At 70.0% G+C, this 14,728-nt stretch carries 14 protein-coding genes; 6 read left to right on the plus strand and 8 right to left on the minus strand.

Going from position 1 to position 14,728, the window contains the following annotated elements; genetic code table 11:
- Positions 1-66: 66 nt before the first annotated feature.
- Genes J1C73_RS21920 through J1C73_RS21935 form a run of 4 tightly spaced genes read right to left on the minus strand, consistent with a single transcriptional unit; the run spans position 67 to position 3,705 of the window.
- Complete coding sequence (locus tag J1C73_RS21920) at positions 67-1,260, minus strand: ABC transporter permease (protein ID WP_207317918.1); 1,194 nt, start codon at positions 1,258-1,260, stop codon at positions 67-69.
- On the minus strand, positions 1,257-1,976 hold the full coding sequence (locus J1C73_RS21925; RefSeq protein WP_207317919.1) for an ABC transporter ATP-binding protein: 720 nt from the start codon (positions 1,974-1,976) through the stop codon (positions 1,257-1,259). Before J1C73_RS21925 ends, J1C73_RS21920 begins: the two co-directional genes overlap by 4 nt.
- On the minus strand, positions 1,973-3,055 hold the full coding sequence (locus J1C73_RS21930) for a peptidoglycan-binding protein (protein WP_207317920.1): 1,083 nt from the start codon (positions 3,053-3,055) through the stop codon (positions 1,973-1,975). Before J1C73_RS21930 ends, J1C73_RS21925 begins: the two co-directional genes overlap by 4 nt.
- Positions 3,052-3,705 (minus strand): hypothetical protein, encoded by a 654-nt coding sequence (locus tag J1C73_RS21935; protein WP_207317921.1) that lies wholly within the window; start codon positions 3,703-3,705, stop codon positions 3,052-3,054. Before J1C73_RS21935 ends, J1C73_RS21930 begins: the two co-directional genes overlap by 4 nt.
- 136 nt (positions 3,706-3,841) lie before the next feature.
- On the opposite strand from J1C73_RS21935, the gene J1C73_RS21940 reads away from it, so the two are divergent.
- Genes J1C73_RS21940 through J1C73_RS21950 form a run of 3 tightly spaced genes read left to right on the plus strand, consistent with a single transcriptional unit; the run spans position 3,842 to position 6,572 of the window.
- Complete coding sequence (locus tag J1C73_RS21940; protein ID WP_207317922.1) at positions 3,842-4,534, plus strand: response regulator; 693 nt, start codon at positions 3,842-3,844, stop codon at positions 4,532-4,534.
- Complete coding sequence (locus J1C73_RS21945; protein ID WP_307797769.1) at positions 4,531-6,078, plus strand: ATP-binding protein; 1,548 nt, start codon at positions 4,531-4,533, stop codon at positions 6,076-6,078. The genes J1C73_RS21940 and J1C73_RS21945 overlap by 4 nt, the downstream gene beginning before the upstream one ends.
- Positions 6,075-6,572 carry a hypothetical protein gene (locus tag J1C73_RS21950; protein WP_307797770.1) on the plus strand — a complete coding sequence of 166 codons (498 nt, stop codon included), beginning with the start codon at positions 6,075-6,077 and terminating at the stop codon, positions 6,570-6,572. Before J1C73_RS21945 ends, J1C73_RS21950 begins: the two co-directional genes overlap by 4 nt.
- Positions 6,573-6,836: 264 nt before the next feature.
- On the opposite strand, the gene J1C73_RS21955 is transcribed toward J1C73_RS21950, so the two are convergent.
- The gene (locus J1C73_RS21955) at positions 6,837-9,014 is read right to left on the minus strand and encodes an FG-GAP repeat domain-containing protein (RefSeq protein ID WP_207317923.1); all 2,178 of its coding nucleotides are present in this window, start codon (positions 9,012-9,014) and stop codon (positions 6,837-6,839) included.
- 635 nt (positions 9,015-9,649) lie between these two features.
- Here J1C73_RS21955 and J1C73_RS21960 point away from each other — a divergent pair.
- Together J1C73_RS21960 and J1C73_RS21965 are read left to right on the plus strand one after the other, a co-directional pair.
- Entirely contained in the window at positions 9,650-10,084 is a 435-nt protein-coding gene (locus J1C73_RS21960) for a hypothetical protein (RefSeq protein ID WP_207317924.1), read from the plus strand.
- A 112-nt stretch (positions 10,085-10,196) separates the two neighbouring features.
- Positions 10,197-11,054, plus strand: a complete 858-nt coding sequence (locus J1C73_RS21965; RefSeq protein ID WP_207317925.1) for a hypothetical protein — start codon at positions 10,197-10,199, stop codon at positions 11,052-11,054.
- Between the two features lie 19 nt (positions 11,055-11,073).
- Here J1C73_RS21965 and J1C73_RS21970 read toward each other — a convergent pair whose 3' ends face one another.
- The 3 genes from J1C73_RS21970 to J1C73_RS21980 all read right to left on the minus strand — a co-directional run bounded on the left by J1C73_RS21970 (position 11,074) and on the right by J1C73_RS21980 (position 13,747).
- Positions 11,074-11,619, minus strand: a complete 546-nt coding sequence (locus J1C73_RS21970; protein WP_207317926.1) for a hypothetical protein — start codon at positions 11,617-11,619, stop codon at positions 11,074-11,076.
- Positions 11,620-12,205: 586 nt separating this feature from the next.
- Positions 12,206-12,670, minus strand: coding sequence for a VOC family protein (locus J1C73_RS21975; protein ID WP_207317927.1), 465 nt, complete (start codon positions 12,668-12,670; stop codon positions 12,206-12,208).
- Between the two features lie 132 nt (positions 12,671-12,802).
- On the minus strand, positions 12,803-13,747 hold the full coding sequence (locus J1C73_RS21980; RefSeq protein ID WP_242644517.1) for a DUF5996 family protein: 945 nt from the start codon (positions 13,745-13,747) through the stop codon (positions 12,803-12,805).
- A gap of 455 nt (positions 13,748-14,202) precedes the next feature.
- Between J1C73_RS21980 and J1C73_RS21985 the strand changes: the two genes are divergently transcribed.
- Positions 14,203-14,574 (plus strand): DUF4259 domain-containing protein, encoded by a 372-nt coding sequence (locus J1C73_RS21985; protein WP_207317928.1) that lies wholly within the window; start codon positions 14,203-14,205, stop codon positions 14,572-14,574.
- The last annotated feature ends 154 nt before the right edge of the window (positions 14,575-14,728 follow it).

Genomic DNA, 14,728 nt, shown 5'->3' on the forward strand with positions numbered 1-14,728 from the left:
CGGGGGCGGGAGCGGCGTGGGGCGTACGGGGCGCCGCCTCACGAGGGCACCCCGTACGCCGTCGCCTCACGCCGCGTTCAGCGCCACCGTCGGGTGGAGACGGGAGGCGCGGATCGCCGGATAGAGGCCCGCGACCACGCCGATCAGGAGGGTGGCGGCCAGGCCGCCCGCCAGGGACCAGGGCGGGACGACCGCCGTCCACCCCTGGGCCTGCGCGAAGCCGTATGTCGCTGCCGCGCCCAGCAGCGCGCCCGCCGCCCCGCCCAGGGCCGACAGGAGCAGCGACTCGGTCAGGAACTGGAGCCGGATCGCGTTGCGGGTCGCGCCCAGCGAGCGGCGCAGGCCGATCTCCTGGCGGCGCTCCAGGACGGAGATGACCATGGTGTTGGCGACGCCGACACCGCCGACCAGGAGGGCCACCGCGCCCAGGCCGAGCATCAGGGTCGTCAGGCCCTCGTCGGTGGCGGCCTTGGCGGCCAGCGCGTCCGAGGGGCGGGAGACCTTGACGCCCCCCTCGTTGCCGGGGCTGATGGTGCGGGCCAGGATGGCCCGTACGTCCTCCACCGAGGCGTCCGTGGAGCGCTCGAAGATGGTGGTGGGGTGGCCGTCGAAGCCGAAGTAACGCTCGGCGGCGGGGAATCCGACCATGGCCACCCGGTCCAGGTTGGGTACCAGTTCGAGCGGTTTGAGGATGCCCACGACGACCACGCGCGTGTCGTTCATCATGATCGTCTCGCCGGTGCGGGTGATTCCGAGGCGGTCCGCCGCCACCGCGCCGAGGACCGTCGTCGGGAGGCGTTCGCCGACCGGACTCAGCCAGACGCCCTGGTCGACCTCGCCGCCGAGCGCGGACAGCAGGTCGATGCGGGCCGCCTGGGTGGTGACGCCGGCGGTGCGCTCCTCGGGGACCACGTCGCTGCGGCGGATGCGGGCGTCGACGTCGGCGGTGGCCGTGGCGTGCTGGACCGGGCCGACACGCTCGACCATCGCGACCGCGTTCTTGGGGAGTTTGATCGGCTGCCCCATGGCGTCCTCGCCCGCCTCGGCGGTGAGGAGGTTGGTGCCGAGGCGGTCGAGCTGGGCCATCAGGTCCGCGCGGCTCGACTCGGACAGGCCGACGACCGCGACCATGGTCGCGATACCGATGGCGATGCCGAGCGCCGAGAGCACCACGCGCGCGCGGCGCGCGCGAAGGCCGACCGCACCGACGCGGAGGATGTCGCGGGGGGAGAGACGGGAGGGCTTGAGGCCGTTCTTCATGAACCGACCTCTTCCGTACGGGAGGCGGAGCGCGCGCCGGAACGCGAGTCCGAGACGATCTCCCCGTCCTTGAAGCGGACCCGGCGCGGCAGCGAGTCCGCGATCTCGTTGTCGTGGGTGATCACGCAGATGGTGGTGCCGGACGCGTTCAGCTCGTGCAGCAGCTCCATGACGATCTTGCCGGACGCGGTGTCCAGCGCCCCGGTCGGTTCGTCCGCCAGCAGCAGCCGGGGATCTCCCACCAGGGCGCGGGCGATGGCCACACGCTGCTTCTCACCGCCGGACAGCTCGTTCGGCGTGTGCGAGTAGCGGTGGTCCAGTCGAACCCTGGCGAGCGCTTCCCGCGCACGCGTGCGCCGTTCCTTCAGCGGTACGCCCGCGTACAGCAGCCCGTCGGCGACGTTGTCCACCGCGTCGCGCCCCGCCGCCAGGTGGAAGTGCTGGAACACGAAGCCGATGTGGCGGGCGCGCAGTGCGGAGAGCCGGGAGTCGGAGAGCTCGGACACGTCGTACCCGGCGACCCGGACGGTGCCCGTGGTGGGCTTGTCGAGGGTGCCCATGACGTTGAGCATCGTGGACTTGCCGGAGCCGGACGGGCCGACGACGGCGAGCAGTTCGCCCTCTTCGACGGTGAGGTTCACTCTGCGCAGGGCGTGGACGCCGCCGGGGTAGGACTTGGTGGCGTCCCGCAGTTCGATCACCGGGGCCGACGTCATGACTTCGCCACTCCGACCTTCAGGCCCTCGCGCACATCAGGGCCGCTGACCTCGATCTGCCCGTCGGCGGTCATGCCCGTCTCCACCCGCACCATCTTCGAGGTGGCGCCCTGGACGACTTGGAGGCCGTAGCCGCCGTTCTCGCCGCGCAGGGCGACGACCGCCTCGACGGGGACCGCGAGGACCCCCTTGCGCGCCTCGCTGACGAACTTCACGCTCGCGGACGCCTTGGCGTCCTCGCCGGACGCGGCGCTCACTCCGCCGTCCAGGACGACCTCGACGGTGATGCCGTTCTGCGCGGCATCGCTCTCCCCGGCGGACGCCTCGGGGCGCACCGTCCGGGCCACCTTGCCGGTCGCCGTCTTCCCGCTCGGGAGGGTGACCTCGACCTTGGTGCCCCGGGAGGTGAGCGCGCCGTCGCCCTGGTCGAGCTGCGCGCGGACGACCGGCTTGGTCGAGGCGACCGTCAGCACGGCCGTGTCCGGGCCGACCTGGTCGGCGAGCGCCGCGTCAGCGGTGACGACCTTGACCCGGTCGGGCTGGAAGACGACATCTCCCCTGCCGACCATGCCGGTGGTCTCACGGTTCAGCGACTTCTGCCACTGCTTGACGGCGGCCTCGGTGTCCTCGTCGTACTGCGTGTCGACGTACAGATGCGCCCCGTACCCCAGGTCGCGCAGATTGCGCTCCAGCTGGAGTACGTCGCTGCCCCGGTCGCCCACCTTCATCTCGCGGAACATCGGGACCGGGCCGTAGAGGAGGGTGACGGGCTTGTCGTTCAGCTCGTACAGTGCCTGCCCCATGGTCAGCGTCTCCCCTTCGGAAGCGGCCACCGTGACGGTGCCCTCGACGGCGGACTTGACGGCGCGGCGCTGCGCGAAGTCGAGCTTTCCGTCGACCGTCTTGGACTGCACGAGGTCGGTGCGTACGACGGTCGCGGTGGCGGGCGGCAGGTCGCCGCCCTTCCCGGAGGCGCCCGCGTCGCCGCCATCGCCGTCGCCGAGGAACAGGACTCCCCCGGTGACGGCGGCGGCGACGGTCACCGCGCCGAGCGCGAGGAAGGCGGTGCGTCGCTTCACTGCATGCCGTCCAGACCGTCGAGCAGCTTCGACTTGCACGCCTCGCGGGCCTGCTTGTACGACGGCGACTCCGGGTCGATGGACGGGGACCCCGGGTTCGGGTCGCCGCCGGGAATCGCGTTACCGCCACTCATGGTCGGGTTGGTGAACTTGGAGACGCCGTTGTCCCGCATGCACTTGGCGTGCGCAAGCATCGACTCGTAGTCCTTCTGCTGGTCGCGCTTGGGCTCGGCCGTCATGGCGGCCTGCAACTCGGTGACGCAGGCACCGTCCTTGCCGCCCTTGATGCCCTCGTTGCGGCCGGGCTGGGAGCCGATCTCGTTGACCTTCGTCCAGTCGAGGTGCCCGCTGAGCTTGGGGTCGGGGAAGTCCTTGTAGCCGCCCTTGACGCGCATGCACTGGACGTACTTCATCTGGGCGTCGTAGAAGGCGCTCTTGCCCGCGGGCTGGGTGCTCGGCTTTTTCTCGCCCTTCGCGACGCTCGCGGTCGGCGCGTCCGGTACGTCGGCGATCACGTCGTCCTTCTTCGCATCGCCGGTGCTGTCGTCACCGGCGCCGCAGGCGGCGGAGAAGGCGAGTAGGGGCACGGCCACGAGGGTGGCCATGCGCAGCCGGGCGGTGGTTCGGGGGTTCGTCCTGAGGAAGCTCATGCGCTGCACGTTCGCCGCCACAGATGATGGCCCGTCCATGACCACATGATGGGAACGTAACAATGCCCCCGACCTGCGCGTCCACCCCCAGCCCGGAGTAGGCGGAAACGGTCCCGGCATGCTCATAATCGGTCCCATGCCGCATGTACTGCTCATCGAGGACGACGCCTCCGTACGGGACGGAATGGAGCTCGTGCTGCGCCGTCACGGGTACGGCGTGGACACCGCCGCCACCGGCGAGCAGGCCCTTGCCCTGCTGGCCGGGGAGCGGGGCGCGCGGGTCGAACTGGCCGTACTGGACCTGATGCTGCCCGGCATGGACGGCTTCGAGGTGTGCCGTCGCATCCGCGCCCGCTCGACGACCCTGCCGGTCATCATGCTGACCGCGCGCGGCGACGACTCGGACATCGTGACCGGCCTGGAGGCGGGCGCGGACGACTACGTCGTCAAGCCCGTCACCGCGCCCGTCCTGGAGGCCCGCATCCGGGCCGCCCTGCGCCGTGCGGAACCGTCCGCACGACAGCGTTCGGACGCCGATCTCGCCGGGCTGGTGATCGACCGCGCCGGGCTGACCGTCACCAAGAACGGCACACCGGTCGCGCTGCCGCCCACCGAACTGCGGCTGCTGCTGGAACTGTCGGCCTCCCCCGGCCGGGTCTTCAGCCGCGAGCAGCTCCTCGAATCCGTCTGGGACCACACCTACCTGGGCGACTCCCGGCTGGTGGACGCGGCGGTCGGCCGGCTGCGGGCCAGGCTCGAGGACATACCGGCGAAGCCGCGGTACGTACAGACCGTGCGGGGCTTCGGCTACCGCTTCGGGCCACTGTGAACCGTACCGACGAGGGCAAGCACGGCGTCGCCCCGAAGAGGCGCTCTTGGCGGCTCGTCGGCGGGCTGCGTGTCCGGCTCGTCGTCACCTTCGTCGTCGTCGCCCTGATCAGCGCGGTGACCTCGACCGCCCTCGCCTACCGGGACGCCCGCACCGCCGTCCTCCAGCGCACCCAGAACGCGGCCGTGAACGACCTCCGGCAGCGGGTCACCGCGGTCGCCGCCGACTTCGACGTACCACCCGACCAGCAGTCGCTGTCCCGGTTCGCGGCGAAGGTCTCGGACGGCATCGGCGGGAAGATCGTGGTCGCCCGCTACCAGGACCTCACCGCGGTCTCCGACTCGTACGCCGAGACGGAGGGCCGGATCACCACCGAGCTGCGCGCCGCCGTCATGACCGGCGACGACGCCAAGTTCCAGCGGGTGCAGTGGCGGGGCGAGCCCTACCTGGTCGTCGGCACGCCTGTCACGTTCGCCGACGGGGACCACCGCACCTCCGGCCTGGACGTCTTCGCGATCACCGATCTGCGGGCCGAACGCGACGACACCGCCGCCCTGCTGGACTCCGTACGCACAGGCACCGTGCCGGTGGTGCTGCTGGCCGCCGTCCTGGCGCTGCTGGCCGCGGGGACGGTCCTTCGTCCGGTACGGAAGCTGGGCCGGGCCACCCGCGAGCTCGCGGCCGGAGACCTCGGCAGCCGGGTCGCCGTCACCGGGCACGACGAACTCGCCGACCTGGCGACGACGTTCAACGAGACCGCCGACGCGCTCCAGGCTTCCGACGCGGAACTGCGCGAGCAGGAGGCGAAGGCACGCCGCTTCGTGGCGGACGTGTCGCACGAACTGCGCACGCCCCTCGCGGCGATGACGATGGTGGCGACCGTCCTGGAGGAGGACGCCGACCAGCTGCCGCCGGACGCGGCGCGGGCGGCCCGTACCGTCGGCGCGGAGACGGCGCGGCTGTCCCGGCTGGTCGAGGACCTGATGGAGATCTCCCGCTTCGACGCCAGGACGGTACGGCTGAACGCGGCCGAGACGGACCTCGCCGACACCGTACGGGCGTCGCTGGCGCTGCGCGGGTGGACGGACCGAGTGCGGACACACCTCGACGAGGGCGTACGGGCGGTGGTCGACCGGCGCCGCATCGACGTGATCGTCGCGAACCTCGTGGGCAACGCGCTGCGGCACGGAGCCCCGCCGGTCACCGTGACCCTCGGGACGGCCCACGCGGCGGACGGGGAGTGGGTGACGCTGGAGGTCTCCGACCGCGGTCCCGGGCTGCCGCCGGGGGCTCGGGAGCGGGTCTTCGACCGGTTCTACAAGGCGGACGCGGCCCGCACGCGTGGCACGGCCGACGACAGCGGACAGGGCAGCGGCCTCGGTACGGCGATCGCACTGGAGAACGCACGGCTGCACGGCGGCACGATCGACGTGGCCGACGTGGCCGACGTGGCCGACGTGGCCGACGTGGCCGATGGGCCGCAGCACGGCGCGGTGTTCACGCTGCGGCTGCCCCTGCGGCGTACAGGAGAGGGCACGGAGTGAAGAAGGTCAGGCAGGGGCTCGTGGGCGTAGCGCTGGGGATCGCCCTCATGGGCTGCGGCGTCCAGCCGACCGGAGTGATAGGCGCGGGCGAGCCCGCGTCCGGGCTGACGCGCGGGGCGCGGCTGTACTTCGCGTCCGCCGGCGGACTGCGCGGGGTGCCCGTGCTCGACAGGGAGATCAAGAACCTCGACGCGGTGGTGAAGCTGCTCCTCGAGGGACCGCCGCCCGCCGAGCAGGCCGACCGGCTCACCTCTTTCGTCCAGATCCCCGGCTTCTCGGTGACCGGAACGGGCGCCCACGTCACGGTGCACCTCTACGGCGCCTATCCGGAGACGGGGCGCGACCAGGGAACGGGGCAGCTGGTCTGCACGCTGGCGCGCACCCAGTCCGTACTCGAACCGAAGGTCAGGACCGACGACGTCGAGGTCACCCTGCGGCCGTCCGAGGGCGCCGTGCTGGGCCCCTACCGGTGTGCGGAGTTCCTCAACGGCTGAAGTGGGCTCGGAGACTGCGGGCCGACGGCGTGCCGGAGACGGAGTGGACGGCGCCCTGCTCGGCCGGGTGTCACGGTGGGCTGCGGGTACCTGACTCGGCCGTCCTGGGCGCGGCGGCTGTGGCGGCGTACGGGAAACGGGCCCGGCCGGTCCGTCTGCCCTTCCGGGGCGAGGTGGTCCGGGCGGACCCGCCGGAACCGGAGCCGGACGCGAAGACGGCCACTCGGGACCCCGTGGTCCCGAGTGGCCGTCGGATCCGCGCCGTCAGGAGATGCGGATGTCCGACCAGTTCGTGGCCTTGCCGACCTGCGACCGGTTGCCGAAACCGCCGTGGCCGTTGCCCCGGTTCAGCCAGGCGCGGCCGTTCTTGTCGAGCGAGACGAGATCGGCCCGGCCGTCCCCGGACAGGTCGAGCCCCCCGACCACGTCCTTGTAGGAGGTGCCCCAGTCCTTGAAGACGAGCGACCGGGGCGCGAACGTGCCGACGCCGGTCCCCCTGAACCGCCACAGCTCGTTCGACGCGTCCAGGGCCAGCAGGTCGTTCTTGCCGTCGCCGTCGAGGTCTCCGGCGGCGATCAGCCTCTTGTAGCCGCCGAAGCCGGACCCGGCGAGCGAGCGGGCCTTGAAGCCGCCCGCGCCGTTGTTCGCGGACACGTACAGCTTCCCGGTCGAGGCGGACCGGGTCAGCAGGTCGGCCCGGCCGTCGCCCGTCACGTCGCCGGGCGAGACGACCGCGTTGTACCCGCTCCAGTCCGAGGACACCTTGACGTGGAACGACTGCTGGTCGGGCAGCCCGCCGCAGACCGTCGGGTAGACGCGGGCCTCGCCCTTCGGGTAGCGGACGAACACGTCGTTGCAGCGGTCGCCGTCGAGGTCGCCGAACGGCAGCACGAGCGTGCCCGTCGGCCAGCTGCTCGTGCGCTGCCCCGCGGACAGCTTCGTCGAGTCGCCCGCGTACACCTTCAGCCCGGTGCTGTTGCGGCCGAACAGGTCGGCCTTGCCGTCGTCCGTGTGGTCACGCCACTTGGGCAGCGCGCGGCTGGTGGTGGTGGCCTGGTAAACGCCGTCCAGGGCGAAGCTGTTCTTCTCGGTCAGCCTGTACTCGTCCCACAGCACGACGGGCCGGCCGAGCGCGTCGGCGGCCAGCCTGGGCGCCCCGGTGAACTGGGCACTCGTCGCGCTCAGCCGCCGCGGGGCGGACCAGGTGCCGCCCTTGAAGACGGCGGCCATCGTGTACTCCTTGCCCGAGTAGCCCTCCCGCCAGGTCACCGCGACCGTGCCGCCCGAGGTGGCGGCCGCGCCGACCGCGCGCACCTGCTTGTGCGTGGAGAAGGGCTGCGTGTACGGCTGCCAGGCGCCGGTGGCCGCCGAGCGCACCGCGTACCAGGGGCCGGTCGAGTAGCCCGGCCCGCCGGCGACGAAGAGGTCGCCGTTGGGCAGGTGGACGGGCGCCGTCATCCCGGACGTGCTGCCAAGGTTGGCGGCGGACCGCGGGGTGCTCCACTGCGTGGCGCCGGCGGGCCGGCGCGTGTGCATGAGGTGCGCGAGGTGGTCGTAGAACACGTCGAAGCCGCCCTGTGGATTGGCGAACGCCTTCGGGCGCGCCAGGTCCACGGCCGGGACCGGGAAGCCCCCGACCGCGGTCCAGGCGGACGCTCCGGGGGCCTTCTCCAGGGCGACGACGGCCTTGCCCGTCTTCCACTGCCACACCAGCAGGGCGGTGCCGTCCTTGGCGACCGCCAGGTCCATGGCGGAAATGTCCCGGCTCCCGGACGGCGGCTGCTCGTTCAGGGCGGCCGGAGCGGACCACGCGGCCCGCGGGCCGGTCTTCTCGGCGGCCTTCACGACGCCGGAGACCGACCACACGGCGACCAGCCGGCCGTCGGGGGCCGCCGCCAGGTGGTGGTAGCCCTTCTCGGGCACCGCGGCGACGTACTCGGGCTCGGAGAAGGCCGTCGCGCCGGGCGTGAGGGTGGCCACCTTCAGCCAGTAGTTGTAGTGGTCGTCGGCGCGCTGGGCCCGCCAGACCAGGCGCACCGAGCCGTCGCCGAGCGAGACCAGCTCGGTGTTGTACCCGCCGGCGTCCGGCCAGGTCTGCGGGGCGAGCCAACGGGTGCTGCCGGCGGCCCGGATCCGGGTGGACCGGGAGAGCGCGTCACCGGTGAGGGAGACGAGGGCGCCGTTCCGTGCCGACTCCAAGGCGTTCAGCCCGCCCGAGGCGAAAGCGGGGTTGTGGTTCGGGGCGTGCGGGGTGCGGGTGCCCCACGGACCCGGCGCACGCGTCTCGACGGCGGCCGGGGCGGTGCCGGTGGCCGTGGCGGTGGTGCGGGCCGTGGCGCTCACGGCCGTGGCGGTGGTGTGGGCGGCGGCCGGGGCCGCGGCCGCCAGGGCGAGGACGGGAGTGAGCACGATGCCGAGCACCGCGCGGGACTGCGAAGTCATGGGAATGCCCCCCCGGGCAGGGCGTATCCGACAGCACGGATTCGCCAAACTGTTCGAACAAGTCAGGCGCAGCGTATATCAGCCAAGATCGGCCCGCGCAGAGGATTTCCCTCCCGCTCAGAGGAATGCGGGCAGCCCGTCCAGCGCGCAGCAGCTCGCCGATCCGGGGTGACCACGCAACGTCTCCCCCGAGGCCGCCATCGGCGCCTGTTCCCCCAGGTCAGAGGATACGCACGGGACCAAGTACCAGGTGATCCCCAAGCTCAGAGCGCGAGTTCGATTCCCGTCACCCGCTCCACGGCGCCGAGGCCAGAGTGGCCGAACGGTCCGCCGCGCCTCGTTCCCCTCTCTCCTCTCCCCCGGCCTCCGGGGCCTCGGTGCGGTGGGCGGGCTCCCCGCGCATCGCGGCGCATTCCCTCACCCCGGGGTGAGGGTTCTTTTAGCCAATACTTTCGCGCCAAAATTCGGCTGTTTTTTAGGTTTGATTCGGGCGGGCGCGGTTCTGATCGCCCCGCCCGATCAGCCAAGGATACCTATCCATGAAAATCGGGAAGTAAGCCGCATTTTTAGCCGTTGACCTCCTACGGGCACACGGATAGCATCCAAATCTATTCACCCCTTAGGAGAGAATTAGCATGCGTAAGACATTGGTTTTCGCCGTCGCCTCGGCTGCCGCGGCGGGTTCACTTTTCGCTTTCTCCGCACCCGCGCAGGCCGCTTCCGGTTCGTGTCCCAAGGAATCCTCCACCGGAATAGGATTCTGCCTGTATTACAACTCGGGCCAGGCCGGCGCCTATTACAGGTGGAGCGGGAACACGGGCGGGGTCTCGAACCTCGCCGGTCTGGTGTACCCGAACAACGGTGCCGGTGCGGGACAGGCCGTCAAGAACAATTCCGCCTCCGCCTCGTACACCATGGGCGGCGGCTGCGTGTGCAGCGGTGAATACGTGCGTGTCTTCTACAACTCCGGCTACCTCGGCAACTACGACACCGTGACGTCGAACACCGACAAGGCGCTCGTCAAGACGTACAACCAGAACGCCTCGTGGTCGGCCTACAGCAACCTGTAGCAGCCGTCCTCGTCATGGGTGCCCGCCACGAGAAGTGGGCGGGCACCCGTCCTTTTCCGTATCCGGCATTCCGACGCGCTCTCGACGGGCAGATTCGATCATGCGAGCCAGAATGAAGTCGCTCACCCTCGGCCTTCTTTTTCTCACCTTTTCGGGCGGCCTGATCTCGGCGTGCAGCAGCACGTCTCCCCCGGAGGGCGAGGGTTCCGTTCCCCGGCCTTCGAAATCGGGAATTCCCGTCTCGGCCGCCCGGCCGGACAAGCTGACCGATCCCCTTCCCGGGCTGGAATTCCCCGTCGAGGCGTACCTGGAGTCGCCCGGGCAGTTGCGCGAGGTGGCTCTGGCCCAGCGCTCTCTGCTCGTCGGATGCCTGACCTCGGAACACGTTGCCTACCGCCCTCCGGAGCCCTCCGCTCGGCCGGCCCCCGCTCTCACCGCCGGCCGCTACGGGCCGGTGAACGAGGAGCAGGCAAGCTACGGATACCACTTCATGATGGCCGTGACAGCCGCCCCGGCCCAGCAGAGCCAGCCGCGCGCCGATGAGCAGAAGGCCGTCGAGGAGTGCTCCGGCAAAGCGGCCGGGCGCTTCCCCTCCCTCGACGACGGCGGCGTGCCCGACCGCATCAAGGCGGCCAGCTACAAGGACTCCATGAACGAGCCCGGAGTACGCGCCGCTTTTACCCGCTGGTCGACATGCATGGCGACTGCGGGTTTCACGTACGCGACGCCGGAGGAAGCCATGCGCGATCCACGGTGGAATTGGCAGGAGGAGCAGGCGAGCGGTACGGAGATACGCGCCGCTCGGCAGGACGTCGCCTGCAAGAAGAAGACCGGACTGGTCACCAAGTGGTTTGGCGCGGAGACCGAAATACAGAAGGAAGCCGTCAAGGCGGAAGGAGCGAAGCTCCGAGAGGTGCGCGCGAGGATATCCGAACGAGCGGAAACCGCCCGCGAAGTGCTCACGTCCTGACCGCGGAAACAGCCCGCACTCAGCCGACGACGTGAATGAGCGTCCCCTTTGTGGCGAAATCCCATAGCGCTGTTCCGTCCGCGACGCTCTCGCGAATCGCACCGGTCTTCACCGTGCTGTCCGGTGCGGGAGAGGCCCCGTCAACGGCGTTGGAAAAGGCTGATTGCGTCCCAAAATAGACCGCGTGCTCAATTCGCACACCATCGCTTCCCGTGCCCTCCGCACGGCGGAAGGTCACCGGATGCTTCCCCTCCGCCGGGGGCACATTGCCCGGCCACACCGTGAAGGTACGGGCGGCGGACTCGCTCTCGGAGATCAGCCAGACCCTTTTCTGCGAAAGCGAATAAACGATCCGCCGCCCGGTTCCGGAGTCATCGGGAACCTTGTACGTCTTGGGCTTGGTGGCGGAAGGGTGGGGCTTCGCACTCGGCTTGGGCTCGGCACTTGCGATATTCTTCGCAGGCATGTTCTGGGAAGCCTGCACCGACAAAAAGGAAATTGCGGCGAGGGCAGCGGCCAGCAAAACGACGATCCAGACACCGGAGGATATCCTGCGGGTCGACACCAGACTGCTCCCTCTATGTCATGCTCTGCCCTTTACGGGTCAGCGTTCACGATCATCAGCCTATCGGAGCCCCAGAACTTCGGTGCAGTCGCGTGACGCCCGCTTCGTGGTGGCCTGCCAGGTGAGCGGCATCGCTGATCCCGTCTGCCCCTGACCGGGGCCGGTCTCCGGTGCGCGGAGAACAACCTCAACCACTGCGTCGGACAGCCCACCGCGAGTATTTCTCCGTCGCCCTTCAGGCGGCGTGCCTGCGGGCCGCACTAGCGGTGACCACCGTGCCATAACGTGCCAGTAGCGCCGATAAGGAGCGGTCGGCGCAGGTGCCGTCGCGACACTCGAATCCGGAAGCAGCAGCCATTTTCCGCAGGTCAGGTGACCTATTGACACCTGAGCGCCGGGTGAATCCCAAGCTCGGAGCCCGAGTTCGATTCTCGTCACCCACTCCACGCGAAAGCCCCAGGCCGGCAGCCTTGGGCGTCTTTGTTGTCCAGATCAGTTCAAGAACCACGCACCTACCCGGCCACCGCACCTAGCGATCGCTTCGCGTCGTCGGCCGGCGCTCGGACGCCGCGCCCTTTCAGGGGCGTCACGCCCTGCTCCCCGGCGGGTTCACTCGATCCGCGAAGATGCCTTCCAGCATGCCGGTGGCCTGCCCGACTTCGATCAGGTAGCCATCCGGATCCCGGAGATAACACCGGAGCTCGGCCTTGCGGTCGAGGGGTTCGGTGAGAAACCGCGCACCCATGGCTACTGCCTGCTTGTAGAAAGCAGCGATGTCGCTCACCCGCACGTTGAGGAAGGAGGACACGGGGTCACCGGGTTCGGGAGCGGTGAGGACGACATCGGGCTTGTCGGGCGTGGGGCCGCCGCCCGGGTTCATGATGATCCAGCCATTGGCGATCTTCACGATGCAGGGGTTCTCCTCCAGCACCACCTGGCCACCGAACACGTCGGCATAGAAGCGACGCGAGACCGCGACGTCCCGCACGGTCAGAAAGTGGGTCAGCGCCAGTCCCTGCACAGGTGTCGGCCAGTCGTCACGGGAAGCCATGAGGGTCGTCCTTCCACTTGTGTTCGTTGTCCACTCGCCTGCCGATTTCTCCACGGCCACCCGGACACACCCCGGTTTTCGCGGGGGAACGGGCATCCTGACGGGCGGTGCCCACCGCATCCGCGAGCCTGCCTACCGGTCGGCCCAGCGCTCCGGATCGGTCTCCAGCGCCGCCCGGTCCCACTCGGCCCTGTCCGCGGCTGCTACGTAGGTGCTCTGCAGAAATCCGGTGAGTGTGCGGTCCGGATCGTCGGCGGTGCGTACGGCTTCGTACGGCAGCAGAAACTGACCGTTCTGCCGGCTGTAGAAGGCATCCGACGGGGTCACCGGACTGTCGGCGAAGCCGGCCGGCTCGGGGTAGGCGTACGCGTAGAAGGCCCCTTCCTCCCCGCCGCCGGGCCAGAACCCGCAACTGCTCAGCTCGTGCGAATAGCCCTCCACCATGACCCAGTCACCGCAGTTCGGCGCGCCTCCGGGATGCCTGGGGGCGCGGCGCCCGGAGAACCGGGTGCACGCCAAGTCCATGGCCCCCCAGAAGAAGTGCACCGGGCTCACCTTGCCGACGAAGCGTCCGCGGAATGCGCCCAGAACACGTTCTGCCTGCAGGAGTTGGCGCCAGAACAAGTGCGCCGCACGCGGGTCGTAGGTGCGGTGCTGGTAGTCCGCAGAGAACGGAATCGCCAGGTCGACCTCGTTCGGATGATCCTGGATGGTTGTGGGTATCCCCAGTTCCTCCAGCGCTTGCCCGATGCGGACACGGAAGTCGGCCACCGCCATGGGCTCCAGCCTGATACTGCGCGCTCCGCCGTCGCTGGTGCGCAGATGCAGCAGGTGGTCGACGAAGTCGAACTCGATGTCGAAGGCTCCAGCGCCATGGGGCACGGCGGAGGTGGTCAGCCCCCGCGGACTGACATAGAGGGTCACCTGCCACCAGTGGTTGAGCATGGGCGCGTGGGCCAACCGGACCTTGCCGACAATCTGAGCCCACATGTGGAGCGTTTGCCGGGTCTCGACCCAGTCATCGACGCGCAACCGCGGCCACTGCGACCCGGTCCGGGAGGATTCCTTCATCACCATGCTGATGGTCCTCTGCTCGACAACGTCAGGCAGTTCCTCGCGTCGGCGGGGACCGGCCAGGTCGGCCGTCGGACGAAGGGGGGTGGGCCGATCCCCGTCTCGACCACCTTGCGCAGGGTTCTGCTCCCCCGCAACTTCAACCCCCACTGAGACCCGCGATCGAGAACCAAGGAACCGAAGCGCCGCACACGGAAGCCGGCCTGCGCGACGGTGGCGATCGGTCGGCCGGCGGACGACTCCCCCGCTGCACCTTGCCGGGTACCGCACGCTCCTGCGGCGAATGGCGCTCATCCGTGCCACCGACGCCTCCGACACGGTGGCCATGGCCCTCGTGCCGGGGAGCCTGTTCCGACCGGCCGACCGCCCCCACGACCGACCCGCCGGGGTCCCAACTGTCAGTGCCGTCTGCTGTGATGACGAACGGAAACGACGACGCACAATGCGGAGGCGGAACAGTGGGCACGTGGGGCGCGGGCAACTTCGACAGCGACACGGCGGCGGATCATCTCGCGGCGCTGGTCGACCGGCTGGTGACCGAGGTGACGGAGGCGATGGCCGGCGATCCGGTGGAGCTCGAACCGGACGAGTACTGGGGTGTGACCCTCCCCTGCAACCTGGAGCTGCTGCTCGTCCTGGCCCGGCAGGGATGGGTGGGCGTGACCCTCCCGTCGCCCGAGGCGATCCGGACCTGGCAGAAGACGTTCCTGGCTGTGTGGGAGCGGACGATCGACGACTTGGAGCCGGAGCCCGCGTACAAGGCCGAACGCAGGGCGGTACTCAACGAGACGTTCGAGCACCTGGCCGAGGCGTCGGCGGCAGCGAAGTAGCGGCCGTCGCGGCGCCTGCTCCGGTGTGCTTGGCGTATGTCCTCGACGACTCGCGGCACCGTCACGCTGTCCGGCGACCAGGTGGGCCGGTCCGGCCCGATGCCGCCGCGGTTCGATCGCGCGGCTTCCGGTTGCCGACATGCTCGGCGTCGCC

The organism is Streptomyces laculatispora, from assembly GCF_017353455.1.
Taxonomy (GTDB): Bacteria; Actinomycetota; Actinomycetes; order Streptomycetales; family Streptomycetaceae; genus Streptomyces; species Streptomyces laculatispora.

Bases quoted from the DNA above. Each gene is read 5' to 3' on its own strand.
- J1C73_RS21965 (WP_207317925.1), top strand. From the start codon at position 10,197: ATGAAGTCGCTCACCCTCGGCCTTCTTTTTCTCACCTTTTCGGGCGGC.
- J1C73_RS21980 (WP_242644517.1), bottom strand. From the start codon at position 13,747: ATGGTGATGAAGGAATCCTCCCGGACCGGGTCGCAGTGGCCGCGGTTG.
- J1C73_RS21975 (WP_207317927.1), bottom strand. From the start codon at position 12,670: ATGGCTTCCCGTGACGACTGGCCGACACCTGTGCAGGGACTGGCGCTG.
- J1C73_RS21960 (WP_207317924.1), top strand. From the start codon at position 9,650: ATGCGTAAGACATTGGTTTTCGCCGTCGCCTCGGCTGCCGCGGCGGGT.
- J1C73_RS21920 (WP_207317918.1), bottom strand. From the start codon at position 1,260: ATGAAGAACGGCCTCAAGCCCTCCCGTCTCTCCCCCCGCGACATCCTC.
- J1C73_RS21935 (WP_207317921.1), bottom strand. From the start codon at position 3,705: ATGAGCTTCCTCAGGACGAACCCCCGAACCACCGCCCGGCTGCGCATG.
- J1C73_RS21925 (WP_207317919.1), bottom strand. From the start codon at position 1,976: ATGACGTCGGCCCCGGTGATCGAACTGCGGGACGCCACCAAGTCCTAC.
- J1C73_RS21955 (WP_207317923.1), bottom strand. From the start codon at position 9,014: ATGACTTCGCAGTCCCGCGCGGTGCTCGGCATCGTGCTCACTCCCGTC.
- J1C73_RS21940 (WP_207317922.1), top strand. From the start codon at position 3,842: ATGCCGCATGTACTGCTCATCGAGGACGACGCCTCCGTACGGGACGGA.